This is a genomic window from Micromonospora phytophila (assembly GCF_023656545.1).
Classification (GTDB): domain Bacteria; phylum Actinomycetota; class Actinomycetes; order Mycobacteriales; family Micromonosporaceae; genus Micromonospora; species Micromonospora phytophila.
This window is the reverse complement of record NZ_JAMOKF010000156.1, coordinates 1-12113: the sequence shown is the minus strand read 5'-3', so window position 1 is coordinate 12113 and position 12113 is coordinate 1. Positions and strand designations below refer to the sequence as shown.

The 12113-nt window shown below is 75.0% G+C and carries 11 protein-coding genes and 1 pseudogene; 8 read left to right on the top strand and 4 right to left on the bottom strand.

All coding sequences use genetic code 11. The annotated features are described in order from the left end of the window. Both NCC78_RS18620 and nagA read left to right on the top strand, forming a co-directional pair. The coding region (locus tag NCC78_RS18620; RefSeq protein ID WP_250795924.1) for an ROK family protein at positions 1-396 on the top strand (396 nt) is incomplete at its 5' end. After that, complete coding sequence (gene nagA, locus NCC78_RS18615; RefSeq protein WP_250795923.1) at positions 393-1502, top strand: N-acetylglucosamine-6-phosphate deacetylase; 1110 nt, start codon at positions 393-395, stop codon at positions 1500-1502. The genes NCC78_RS18620 and nagA, both read left to right, overlap by 4 nt. Positions 1503-1783: 281 nt before the next feature. Here nagA and NCC78_RS18610 read toward each other — a convergent pair whose 3' ends face one another. Next, a complete protein-coding gene (locus NCC78_RS18610; protein WP_250795922.1) occupies positions 1784-2161 on the bottom strand; it encodes a hypothetical protein in 378 nt (125 codons plus the stop codon). Between the two features lie 69 nt (positions 2162-2230). Beyond that, entirely contained in the window at positions 2231-3442 is a 1212-nt protein-coding gene (locus tag NCC78_RS18605; RefSeq protein ID WP_250795920.1) for a DUF4032 domain-containing protein, read from the bottom strand. 110 nt (positions 3443-3552) lie between these two features. On the opposite strand from NCC78_RS18605, the gene NCC78_RS18600 reads away from it, so the two are divergent. Together NCC78_RS18600 and NCC78_RS18595 are read left to right on the top strand one after the other, a co-directional pair. After that, on the top strand, positions 3553-4314 hold the full coding sequence (locus tag NCC78_RS18600; RefSeq protein ID WP_250795919.1) for a phosphatase PAP2 family protein: 762 nt from the start codon (positions 3553-3555) through the stop codon (positions 4312-4314). A gap of 11 nt (positions 4315-4325) precedes the next feature. Further along, the gene (locus NCC78_RS18595; protein WP_250795918.1) at positions 4326-5564 is read left to right on the top strand and encodes an APC family permease; all 1239 of its coding nucleotides are present in this window, start codon (positions 4326-4328) and stop codon (positions 5562-5564) included. A 4-nt stretch (positions 5565-5568) separates the two neighbouring features. On the opposite strand, the gene NCC78_RS18590 is transcribed toward NCC78_RS18595, so the two are convergent. After that, a complete protein-coding gene (locus NCC78_RS18590) occupies positions 5569-7362 on the bottom strand; it encodes a potassium channel protein (protein WP_250795917.1) in 1794 nt (597 codons plus the stop codon). Between the two features lie 116 nt (positions 7363-7478). On the opposite strand from NCC78_RS18590, the gene NCC78_RS18585 reads away from it, so the two are divergent. The 4 genes from NCC78_RS18585 to NCC78_RS18570 all read left to right on the top strand — a co-directional run bounded on the left by NCC78_RS18585 (position 7479) and on the right by NCC78_RS18570 (position 11509). Further along, on the top strand, positions 7479-7973 hold the full coding sequence (locus tag NCC78_RS18585; protein ID WP_250795915.1) for an MSMEG_6728 family protein: 495 nt from the start codon (positions 7479-7481) through the stop codon (positions 7971-7973). A 41-nt stretch (positions 7974-8014) separates the two neighbouring features. After that, positions 8015-9544: a hydroxysqualene dehydroxylase gene (locus NCC78_RS18580; protein ID WP_250795914.1), complete on the top strand. Its 1530-nt coding sequence runs from the start codon at positions 8015-8017 to the stop codon at positions 9542-9544. A 96-nt stretch (positions 9545-9640) separates the two neighbouring features. Then, entirely contained in the window at positions 9641-10807 is a 1167-nt protein-coding gene (locus NCC78_RS18575) for a hypothetical protein (RefSeq protein ID WP_250795913.1), read from the top strand. Between the two features lie 258 nt (positions 10808-11065). Further along, on the top strand, positions 11066-11509 hold the full coding sequence (locus NCC78_RS18570; protein ID WP_250795912.1) for an HNH endonuclease: 444 nt from the start codon (positions 11066-11068) through the stop codon (positions 11507-11509). Between the two features lie 127 nt (positions 11510-11636). Here the strand turns inward: NCC78_RS18570 and NCC78_RS18565 are convergent. Then, positions 11637-12113 (bottom strand): annotated as a pseudogene (locus tag NCC78_RS18565) (hypothetical protein); the annotation flags it as partial.

The window sequence follows — 12113 nt, the reverse complement described above, 5'->3', positions numbered from 1 at the left end:
ATGGCCGCTGCGCCTTCGAACGCCGGGCGGACCGGGGGCCCGGTGACCGCCGGGCGGAGCGGCGGCCCGGTGACTGCGGCCGAGGTGGCCGCCCGGGCCGCCGCCGGTGAGCCGTTGGCCGGGCAGGTCTGGCGGGAGGCCGTCGAGGCGCTCGCCGACGGCCTCGCCACCGGCCAGGCGCTCTTCGACGTGGAGACGATCGTGCTCGGCGGCGGGCTGGCGCAGGCCGGCGCGCACCTGCTCGACCCGCTGCGCGCGGCGCTGCGGGAGCGGATGACGTTCCACCGGGAGCCGCGCCTGGTCGCGGCGGCCCTCGGCGACGAGGCCGGCTGCCTCGGTGCCGCACTGCTCGCCCTCGACACCGTGCCCAGCTTCGACAACCGGGAGACGAGATGACCGTGCGGGTGAACGGCAAGGTGGTGACCCCGACGGGCGTGGTCCGGCAGGGTTGCGTGGAGCTGGAGGGCGACCGGATCAGGGCGGTGGCCGAGTACCCGTCGGTGCGCGACGGGCACTGGATCGTCCCCGGTTTCGTCGACATGCACACTCACGGCGGCGGCGGGCACACCTTCACCACCGGGGACGCCGGGCAGGCCCGGCAGGCCGCCGACTTCCACCTGCGGCACGGCACCACCACCCTGCTGGCCAGCCTGGTCAGCTCGCCGTTCGACCTGATGCGCTCGGCCACCGCCGCGTTCACGCCACTGGTCTCCGAGGGGGTGCTCGGGGGCATCCACTTCGAGGGGCCGTACCTCTCCTCCGCACGCTGCGGCGCCCAGAACCCGGAGTTCCTCCGTGACCCGTCCACCGACGAACTGGCCGAGCTGATCGAGCTGGGCGACGGCGCGATTCGGATGGTCACCCTCGCCCCGGAGCGCGACGGCGCGCTGGCGGCGATCAAGCTGCTCACCGCGCACCGGGTCGTCGCCGCCGTCGGGCACACCGACGCCACGTACGACGAGACCCGCGCCGCCGTCGCGGCGGGCGCGAGCGTCGGCACCCACCTGTTCAACGGGATGCGTCCGGTGCACCACCGGGAGCCCGGCCCGGTCGTGGCCCTCCTGGCCGCCCCGAACGTGGTCTGCGAGCTGGTCGCCGACGGGGTGCACCTGCACGACGGCATGCTGGCGTTCGCCACCTCGACGGCCGGCCCCGAGCGGGCCGCCCTGATCACCGATGCGATGGCCGCCGCCGGCATGCCCGACGGCGAGTACGAGCTGGGCGGCCAGGCCGTGGTCGTCGCCGACGGGGTGGCCCGGCTGGCCCGGGACGGCGCGATCGCCGGCAGCACCCTGACCATGGACGCGGCGCTGCGGCACGCGGTGAACGCCGGCATCCCGATCGCCGACGCCGTCCGGATGGTGGCCACCACGCCGGCCCGGGCCATCGGCCTCGGCGACCAGCTCGGCGCGCTCCAGGTCGGCCTCCGCGCCGACCTGGTGGTGCTCGACGACGAGCTCAACGTGGTCCGGGTGATGCGCGGCGGCTCCTGGGTCGAGTGACGGGCCGCACCGACCGGACCGGCCGCCACCGCTGATCGGCACGGGCACCCTCCCCCGCACGGGCACCCTCCCCGGCACGAGCACCCTCCCCGGCACGGGCCCCTCCCCGGCACGGGCACGCTCCCCGGCACGAGCACGCTCCCCGGCACGAGCACGCTCCCCGGCATGGTCGCTCGCTCGGGCAGGGGCGCGCTCCGGCGCAGGGGCGCCTTCCGGGGTGCGGGCGCGCTCCCGGGGCAGGGCGCTTTCGCGAGCCCTTTGGAGCTGAATCGTCTACGACATCACGGGGTGCGCCCGAGCGCCCGGGAGGTGGCGTCCGCCAGCGGGCGTCGGGTGACGCCTGCCCGCACCGCAGGCGGGCGGACTTTCGCCAGCACCTCGCCCCGTGCCCACCCACCGGACGGGCGCTGATGGAACAGGTCGTCCCCGGCGGCTAGTGACGCCTGCTCGAATCCGTCGCGCGGGAGGGGGCACCCGGCGTGAATCGTCTGCGACATCAGCTCCAAAGGGCCCGACAGGAACCACGTCGGCGCCGGGCCGCCAGCAACCCAACCGCCAGCATCACCGACACCAGCCGCTAGCAACCCAACCGCCAGCACCACCAGCACCAGCCGCCAGCCGCCAGCCGCCAGCAACCCAACCGCCAGCACCATCGACACCGGCCGCGGGCGCCCCGGCGCCAACCGGCCCGCCGCGAGCGGGCGGCGGAGGGTAAGCCGGCCGGACCCTCAGCCGGCGGTGGGGACCTCGACGCCGAGCACGGCCTGCTCGTCCGGGCGGTGCACCAGCACGTCCGAGAGGTACGACTGCACGGCGGGGGCCATCCCGACGTCCCGGCCGGCCTGCTCGGAGAGCAGCCACTTGTGCTCGATGATCTGCGCAAAGAGTTCCTGCGGCTCCAGCTTGCGACGCAGGTGCGCGGGTACCGCCCGGACCACCGGCTCGAAGACCTCGGTCAACCAGCGGTGCGCCGCCTGCTGCTCGTCGGTCAGGTCGCTCTCCGCCCGGTACGCGTCCAGGTCGTTGAGCAGCCGCCGGGCCTGGTTCTCCTCGGCGTCCAGGCCGGTCAGGCGGAGCAGCCGGCGAGTGTGGTAGCCGGCGTCGACCACCTTCGGCCGGACCAGGTACCGCCCGTTGTCGATGGTCGACAGGGCCACCTCGGCCACGTCGAAACCCAGTTCGTTGAGGCGGCGGATCCGGCCCTCGATGTCGTGCCGGGCCTCCCGCTCGACCTGCTGCTCGTAGGTGATCTCGTGCCAGAGCCGCTCGTAGCGCTGCACGACCTCCTCGCAGACCACCTCCGGGTCGATCGACTCGTGCAGCAGCCCGGCGGCCTGGAGGTCGAGCGCCTCGCCGAAGATGTTGACCCGGGCGATCTCCAGGTCCTCGCCGCGCTGGCCGTTGGAGAGCGAGGGGTGCAGCGCGCCGGTCTCCGCGTCCACCAGGTAGGCGGCGAACGCGCCCGCGTCCCGGCGGAAGAGCGTGTTCGACAGCGAGCAGTCGCCCCAGAAGAAGCCGGTCAGGTGCATGCGCACGATCAGCGCGGCGAGCGCGTCGAGCAGCCGGCCCATCGTCTCCGGGCGCAGGGTGTGCGAGAAGAGCGCCCGGTAGGGCAGGGAGAACTGCAGGTGCCGGGTGATCAGCACCGGGTCGAGGGGCTCCCCGTCGTCGGTCTGCCGGTCGGCGACGATCGCCACCGCCTCCACCGAGGGGAAGTCGATCCGCTCCAGGGCACGCAGCAGGTCGTACTCCCGCTCGGCGACCCGCTCGCCGGTCTCCTTCACCGCGTAGACGTAGTCGCCCAGCCGGACGAAGCGCACGATGTGCCGGGAGATGCCCTGCGGCAGGGCCACCAGGTGTTGCGCAGGCCACTGCTCCAGCGGCGTCGACCAGGGGAGGTCGAGCAGCGCCGGGTCCACGAGGGCCGAAGTGATCCGCACGGGGACAAGTTTGACGGTTGCCCCCCGGGAGCGCCGCTTTTCGTGGTTGGGCCCACAGGCGCCCCGGCCCGTCCCGGCCGGTCGTCGACCGTGGCCGGTAGCGTGGTCGCGTGCGGGAAACCACGACGGTACGGCGGACGGTACGGCTCCGGCCGGTCCGCCCGGCCGGCTGGTGGTTCGACCTGCTGCTGCTCGCCGCGCTCGTCGGGTTGACCGTGGCGCTCGCCGCCGACCAGTTGCTCGGCCTCGACCGGGCGGTGGCCGACTGGGCCGACGCCCACCGTCCGACCGCCGCCTACTGGACCGCGCGGATCTTCAACTACCTCGGTCAGGGCACCCCGCTCACCCTGCTCGCGGTGGGCCTCGGGGTCCTGCTGGCGGTGCGCGTCCGGTCGGTGCGTCCGGTGCTGCCACCGGTGGTGGCGTTCGTGCTCACCTACCTGACCATCGGCCCGCTGAAGCTCACCACCGACCGGGCCGCGCCGAGCGCCAGCATCAAGGAGCCGTACCTCGCGCCCGCCGACGCCGTGCAGATCTTCCACACCGACGGGCCGTACGGCGTCTCGTACCCGTCGGGACACGTGGCGAACGCGATCGTCTGGTACGGCGTCATCGCCCTGCTGCTCGCTCCGCTGCTAAGCAGCCACGGCCGGCGGATGCCGGCCCGGCTCGTCACCGTCGTGCGGGTGGTGCCGCCGCTGGTGGTCCTGTCCACCACCACCTACCTGGGCTGGCACTGGCTGACCGACTCCGTCGCCGGGCTGCTGCTCGGGCTGCTGCTGGATCGGCTGCTGCACCGGGTGCCCTGGGACGACGTGCCGCTGCCGGGCAGGCTGCGGGAGCGTGACCGCCCGTTCATCTCCTCCCCTTAGGGTCTGCGCTCGTGGATCAACTGGCACGCCGGCTGGGCGTATCCGATGCGGTGCTCGTCGGTTTGGGGTCGATGCTCGGCGCGGGCGTCTTCGTGGTGTTCGCGCCGGCCGCCGCGGCGGCCGGCGGGGCGGGGCTGCTGGCGGCGCTGGCGCTGGCCGGCTTCATCGCGTTCTGCAACGCGACCAGCTCGGCGCGGCTCGCCGCCCGCTACCCCGAGTCCGGTGGCACGTACGTCTACGGCCGGGAGCGGCTCGGCCCGTTCGCCGGTTTCCTGGCCGGCTGGGGCTTCGTGGTCGGCAAGACGGCGAGCTGCGCGGCGATGGCGCTGACCATCGGCGCGTACCTCTGGCCGGGGCAGGCCCGGCTCGTCGCGGTCGACGCGGTCCTCGCGGTGACCGCGGTGAACCTGCGCGGCATCGCGAAGACCGCGACCGCGACGAAGGTCCTGGTCGCCGTGGTGCTGGCGGTGCTCGCCCTGGTCGCGGTGGCCGGCGTGGCGGGCGGCGACGTCTCACTCGGCCGGCTCACCGATCTCGGCGGCACCGGTCGGGGCGTGCTCACCGCCGCTGGGCTGCTCTTCTTCGCCTTCGCCGGGTACGCCCGGATCGCCACCCTCGGCGAGGAGGTCCGCGAACCGGAGCGGACCATCCCCCGGGCGGTCCCGCTGGCCCTGGGGGTGGTGCTGGCGATCTACCTGGTGCTCGCCGTGGTCGCGGTGGGCGTGCTCGGGGCCGACCGGCTGGCCGGTTCCGCCGCGCCCCTGGCCGACGTGGTGACCGCCGCCGGGCTGCCCGGTCTGGCCTGGGTGGTCCGGGTCGGGGCGACCATCGCGGTGACTGGGGTGCTGCTCTCCCTGCTCGCCGGGGTCGGCCGCACCACGCTGGCGATGGCCCGCCGCCGGGATCTGCCCGGGGCGCTCGCCGCCGTGCATAGGGTCCGGCGGGTGCCGCACCGCGCCGAGCTGGCGGTGGCCGCGGTGGTGGTGCTGGTCGTCGTGCTCGGCGACGTCCGCGACGCGATCGGCTTCTCCAGCTGCACCGTGCTGGTCTACTACGCGATCACCAACGCCGCCGCGCTGACGCTCGGCCGCGACCGGGAACGGAAGCTCCCGGTGCAGGTGCTCGCCGTGCTCGGGTTGGTCGGCTGCCTGCTGCTCGCGGTGAACCTGCCGCTGTCCAGCGTTCTCGCCGGCTTCGCCGTGCTCGCCCTCGGCGCCGCCTGGTACGCGCTGCGCCCCCGGCGGACCTGACCGGTCACTCCTCGGCCTGCCTGGGTGCCGGTGCGTCGGCCGGGGCCGGCGGTGCGGGTGGGGCGGCCTCGCGGAGCAGGGCGTTCAGGCCGGCCCGGCGGGCCACCACGGTCAGCCGGTCCCCCGCGACGATCACCAGGCGGCGGTCGGGCGACCAGTCGACCCTCTGGCCGGCCCGGGCGTGCGCGAGCAGCCGTACGCTCCCGGCCCGCCCGACCGCGGCGAGCGGTCGCCCGTCCAGCGACGATCCGGCGGCCACGGAGACCTCGGTGACCAGCAGCGCATGCCGGCCGACCGGGATGGTGGCGATCACCGCGCGGTCCAGCAGCGCGGCGGCGAACGAGGGCGCGGCCAGGTAGGACACGCTGCGCGACACCCCGATGCCGAAGGCCCGCTGGATGCGTTCGGCGAAGTGGCCGTCGAAGAGGCGCAGCACCACCTGGAGCTCGTCGTTGAGCGCCCGCCCGTTCAGGGCCGCCTGGAGGTTGGTTTCGTCGTCGGTGGAGACCACCACCAGCGCCTGGCAGGCGCCGACCGACGCCGCCTGGAGGGTCTCCTCCAGCGCGGCATCCCCCACGATCAGCGGTACGCCGAGCCGTCGGGCCAGCGCCGCGCCGCGCGGCTCCGGGTGCTTGTCGATCGCCACCACCTCGACGCCGAAGTCGTTGAGCTGAGCCATCACCCGGGTGCCGACGTTGCCCAGACCGACCACCACGACGTGCCCGGAGCGCTCCGGCTGGATGCGGCCGGAGTGCAGCGCCAGCCGGGCGTTGACGATGCCGTCGACCACCACGGCGGTGATCAGCGGGATCAGCGCCAGCCCGGCGAGGTTGAGCACCACCTGCATGATCTGTTCGACGAGGGGCTTGTCCGGGTTCGGATCCTGCCCGCTGAGCGTGGTCACCAGGGTGAGGTAGAGCGCGTCCGCCCAGTTGTCGGCGTGGGCGGCCCGGCCGTTGAGCCACCCGAGCACCGCGATGACCGTCAGCAGCACGATCACCGCGATGCCGATCTTGCGGGTGGCGAAGCTGCGCACGGCGCGGAGCAGCACCGCCACCGGGCGGCGGCGTCGCCGGGCGCGGACCAGTCGACGCGCGGCCAGCTCGGTGCCGGCCGGGCGGCCGGTCGCCTCGGCGAGCACCACGTCGGCCTCGGCCTCGTCGGCGGGGAGCACCCGGACCTGCTGCGGGTCGTGGGTGTCGGCCACCGCGCAGACCACGTCGCCGGGGCGTACGTCGTCGCGGCGGGCCACGTAGAGGGTGCGCCCGCCGTGCCGGAAGTGGGTCGGGGCGACCTCACCGAGCGCGGCGGCCACGAAGGCCGGGGCGGCCATCGACGCGTCGGAGAGCACCGCCGAGTCGGGGAAGATCTGCCGCACCCCGTTGGCCAGGTTGGTGTTGAACATCCGCACCACCAGGCGCAGCCGGGGCTCGACCTCCTGCGCGCAGAGCGCGGCGTGCATGTTGCCGACGTCGTCCTGGTGCAGCAGGGCCAGCCCGTCGGCGCCGGCCAGCCCGGCCCGGCGGAAGGTGACCTCGTCGAGCCGGTCGGCCCGGATCACCTCGACGCCCTCCACGTCGCGCCCGTCCGGCTCGTCCGAGCGTCGGCGTTCCGGCACGACCAGGGTGATCCGCAGCCGGCCGGCCGACAGTTCGGTGGCCAGCAGCGCCCGCACCACCCAGTAGGCGAGGGCGTCCCGGCCGCAGATCACGTAGTGCGCCCGGGCGTCCCCGTTGACCCGCAGTCGCCAGCCGGCCCGCCGCGCACGATCCAGCAGGGGCTCCGCCATGTGCCGCATCGTAGTCAGCCGGTCGCAACCCGCGCAGCCCCCGTGATCATGAACGCCGGTCGTCCGGCTTGTCCGCCGCTGTGACGGGGGAGCATCTCCGGCCCTTCGGCGGGTAGACCAGCGGCATGCAGACGTTCCTGCCGTACCCGGACTTTTTCGCGAGCGCCCGCACGCTGGACCAGAAGCGGCTGGGCAAGCAGCGGGTGGAGACGATCCAGGTGCTGCGTGGGCTCACCCGCCCGACGTACGGCTGGCGGAACCACCCGGCGGTGAAGATGTGGGCCGGGTACGAGGAGGCGCTCACCCGGTACGGGCTGGACGTGTGCGCGGTCTGGTGTGAACCGGGGCGGGCCGACACCTGCGCGGCGACGATGACCACCGACCTCGCCGCCGCCTGCGGCCTGACCCGGGTCCGCACCCAGGCGGAGCTGGCCGAGGCCGGGGAGCTGCCGCCGTGGCTGGGCCGCGACGATCTGCACCTGAGCCACCGCTCGTCGCTGCTGCGCAAGGACCCGGGGCACTACGGCCCGCTCTTCGGCGGCGACGTCCCGCCCGACCTGGAGTACGTCTGGCCCGCCTCCGACCGGGAGCGGCGCTGCCTGCTGCCCTCGGAGGGTTGAGCGGGCAGACTGGAGGCTCCCAGTCGGGCGGGTAGGTGCACATGGCGCTGTCGCAAGTGGTCGGCCGGCTCATCGGCGTACGTGAGCACGTGGTGGACCCGGGCGGCGGTGGCGCCCCCCGCGTGCCGCACCCGGTCGAGGCCGTGGTGGTGGGCGGTGGGATCGCCGGCATGTCGGCGGCGGTGGTGCTCGCCGAGCGCGGGGTGTCGGTGACCGTGCTGGAGGCCGCGCCGACCCTCGGCGGGCGGCTCGGGGCCTGGCCGGAGGAGCTGGCCGACGGGTTCCAGCAGAACGAGCACGGGTTCCACGCGTTCTTCCGGCAGTACTACAACTGGCGGGCCATCCTGCGCCGGGTCGATCCGCAGCTCGGTTTCCTCAGGCCGATCCCGGGCTATCCGATCCTGAGCCAGCGGTGGCCGACCGAGGAGTTCGGGAAGCTGCCGCCCGCGCCGCCGATGAACCTGCTGGCGCTGCTGGCGCGCAGCCCCAGCCTGCGCCTCGGCGACCTGCGGCGGATGGACCGGGACGCCGCGCTGCCGCTGCTCACCTACGACCCGCAGCGCACGTACGCCGAGTTCGACGACGCCACCGCCGACGCGCTGCTCACCTCGCTGCGGCTGCCGGACCGGGCGCGGGCGATGCTCTTCGAGGTCTTCTCCCACTCGTTCTTCAACCACGAGACGGAGATGTCGGCGGCGGAGATGATCGCCCAGTTCCACTTCTACCTGCTCGGCAACCCGGAGGGGTTGGCATTCGACTGCCCGGACGAGGACTACGCCACGGCGATCTGGGAGCCGCTGGCCCGGCACGTGGAGAAGCACGGCGGTCGGGTGGTGACCGGGGCCGCCGCGACCGCGCTGACCCGCGACGGCGCCGGCTGGCGGGTGGCGACCGCCGACGGCACGTCGTACGCCGCCGGGCACGTGGTGCTCGCCGTCGACCCGCCGGCCCTCGCCGCGCTGGTCACCGCGTCGCCCGGCCTGGCCGACCACGCACCCCGGCTGGTGGCGCGGATGCCCGCGTTCGGCCGGGCCGGTCCGCCGTACGCGGTGGCGCGCTACTGGTGCGACGGGGACGTCGACGCCGGCCGGGCGGTGTTCAGCGGGGTGTCCCGGCAGCCGACCCTGGACTCGGTGACGCTCTACCACCGGCTGGAGAACGAGTCCCGGCGCTGGGCGGAGCGCACCGGCGGTTCGGTGATTGAGCTGCACGCGTACGCCTGCGAGCCGGACGTGCCGGCCGGGGAGCTGGCGGAGCGGATGCGGATCGAGCTGCCCGCGCTCTGGCCGGAGGTGGCCGGGCTGCGGGTGCGTGAGCTGCGCGCCCGGGTGGAGGCGCAGGCCCCGGCGTTCACCCCCGGCAGCCACGCCTGGCGCCCCGGGGTGCGTACCGACGCCGACGGGCTCTACCTGGCCGGCGACGGGATCCGGACGGACTTCCCCAGCGCACTGATGGAGCGTTCCGCGGCGACGGGGATCATCGCCGCCAACCACGTCCTGCGGGCCGAGGGCGGGTCGGCCGAGCCGGTCCGCTCGATCCGGCCGCGCGGGCTGCTCGCGGGACGGCGGTGACGCTGCCCGCCGGACGGCGGTGAAGCTGCTCGCCGGACGGCGTAACGCGAAACGGGCAAAACCCGCTAAACAGTGTCCTACGCTGATCTCCCCACGATGAGGCGGGAGGTCAGCGGAGAGATGTCGCTCGTCGACGACCCGGCGCGGGACGACGCGTACCCGCTGATCCGCGACGAGCGGGCCTGCATCGTGACCGCCCTGCGCCTCGGCTGGTGGATGGCCGACGCGTACCACCACGCGCAGACCGCCGAGCTGGCCGATCCGGCCGACGGCCGGCCGGCGGGCGCCCCGGCGAAGCTGTCCAACCTGACCGAGATGTCGGGGCGGCGGCGGATGCAGATGTACCTCGACGGGGTCGAGGTGGCGCTCACCCAGATCGCCGGGCTGACCCGGCGCGACGGGCCGACACCGTCGACCGCCGCGTCCCGCTCCGTCCCGCCCGACGACTGCGAGGCCCTGCTGCTCACCCTCGACGACCTCAACGTGGAGGTGCTGCGCTGGACGATGGCCTCCAACCACCGGGTCGGGTTGGCGTACCGGCTGGGACGATCGCTCGCCGACACCGTCCGGCACGGCGACGCCGACCAACTGGTTCGTCGCTTCGGCGGCCGGCAGATCCAGCTCAACCGCTGGCTGGCCGAGCTGGCCAGCGTGCTGCCGCCGTACTCGGCCGCGGTGGTCCGCCGGTCGCTGGCGGCGTGGGCGTCGGCCGTCGCCCGGGCGGCCGTCGGCGACCCGGCCGAGGCCAGCCTCCCCGAACTGGCCCGGGAGCTGCGCAACCAGGGCGAACTGTGGCGGGGCGTGCTCACCGGCGGGCTGCACCCGCGGGACCTGCTCGACGAGGAGGACTACGCGGTCGTCGCCCGCAACCTGATCATCCGGGACCGGAAGCTGGTGGTGCAGGCGGCCCGGGGCATCTTCTGGCCGGTGCTCGTACCGCTGCTGGCGGTGCTCTTCGTGGTGGTGGGGGTGAGCGCTCTGGCGGCCGCCGGCTCCCCGGTGACCCGGGCCGCCGTGGCCCTGCTCGGGCTGGGCGCCGGGCTGGCCGCGATCTGGCGCACCGTGTCCGGGCCGGCGCTCGCGGTGGCCGGGGAGGTCAACCGCCCGCTGCTGGAGAGCGAGCTGACCGTGCGGATGGCCGTACGCGTCGACCGGCCGCTCGCCGTGGCCCGCAGCGCCGGCCGGGCCCGTCGGCAGCGCCGCCCCGACGACGCCCCTCGATCGAAATCCGTTGCCCGTCCCACCCGGGCCGACCTACCGTGATCCCGCAAGGTCAACCACCGCTGCGGGAGCTGGTCATGTCGAGGTCGCACGTCACCCACGTGCCGTCGTGGCTGCCCGGCCGGGCCCTCCCGGCGCTCCCCGCGACCGGCGGCGGTTGCCGAGCCGAAGGCCCCGGGGGCGGCCGGCCCGACTGACGCGTACCCGCACGACGTCGAGCCGCCCGTCCGCACCAGCCGGACCGGGCGGCTCTTTCACGTCCGGCCCGTACGACCGTCACCACCACGAAGGGAGATCCCGGTGGACGCCGTCCTCGTCATCAACGCCGACCTCGGCCCGCTGCACCGGGTCACCGTCCAGCACGCGATCCGGATGCTCTGCCGGCGGGTCGCCGAGATCCACGAGGCCGAGCCGGACGCGGTGATCGGGGTCTTCCCGGTCCCCCGGGTGGTGCGGCTCGTCCGCTACGTCGTGACCCGCTGGCGGTTCAGCGCCGGCCCCGCCTGGTCCCGGGCCGGGGTGCTGCGCCGGGACGGTCGCCGGTGCGCGTACTGCGCCGGGCCGGCGGGCACCGTCGACCACATCCTGCCCCGCTCGCGCGGCGGCCGGAACACCTGGAAGAACACGACCGCCGCCTGCTACGGGTGCAACCAGCGCAAGGGCGACCGGACCCCGGCCGAGGCGGGCATGCCGCTGCGGCGCGAGCCGGTGACGCCGAGCTGGGCGGCACTGGCCGGGCGGTGACGGACCGGCCGGCGGGAACGGGGGGCCGCGTCGGGGGCACGACTCCCGGCGCGGCGCCCGCCGGCCCCTTGCGGGGCTCGGCCCGATCCGCACCCACGCCGTCGACCGCGACGGCGGGCGGCCGGAATCAGCTGTCACCCTCCCTGACCAGGGGCACCGGTCGGCCGTTGGCGCAGCGGACCGTGACCACGCTGCGGTTGTCGGCGGAGACCAGTTCCACGCGCACCTCCCGCGCCGGGCCCGGCTCGTACGCCTCGACCTGGTAGCCGGCGGCGGGCGCGACCCCGAGCACCTCGATCGACCGCCCGTCGCAGCGGACCGTGACCACCCCGCCGCGTGCGCTCACGTCCCCGTCGGACTGTCCGGCCGGTGTCGGGGACGGGTCGGTGCCGCCGGTCGGAGGGGGGCCGGTGCTGCTCGGGTCGCCGGGGGTGGGGCCGGGAAGGGCGGAGGCCGACCGGCCGACCGCCGCCGAGCCTGGCGGCGCGTCGGTGCCCGGCGGGGTGGGCGGCAGGGGCGCGTCGGCGGTGAACGGCAGGGCGACGCTGGTGGTGCCCCCGGTGCCGATGCCGGCACCGGTGCGCGGCACCTCGGCCGAGCCCGG

Bases quoted from the DNA above. Each gene is read 5' to 3' on its own strand.
- nagA (WP_250795923.1), top strand. From the start codon at position 393: ATGACCGTGCGGGTGAACGGCAAGGTGGTGACCCCGACGGGCGTGGTC.
- NCC78_RS18590 (WP_250795917.1), bottom strand. From the start codon at position 7,362: ATGCGGCACATGGCGGAGCCCCTGCTGGATCGTGCGCGGCGGGCCGGC.
- NCC78_RS18585 (WP_250795915.1), top strand. From the start codon at position 7,479: ATGCAGACGTTCCTGCCGTACCCGGACTTTTTCGCGAGCGCCCGCACG.
- NCC78_RS18580 (WP_250795914.1), top strand. From the start codon at position 8,015: ATGGCGCTGTCGCAAGTGGTCGGCCGGCTCATCGGCGTACGTGAGCAC.
- NCC78_RS18575 (WP_250795913.1), top strand. From the start codon at position 9,641: ATGAGGCGGGAGGTCAGCGGAGAGATGTCGCTCGTCGACGACCCGGCG.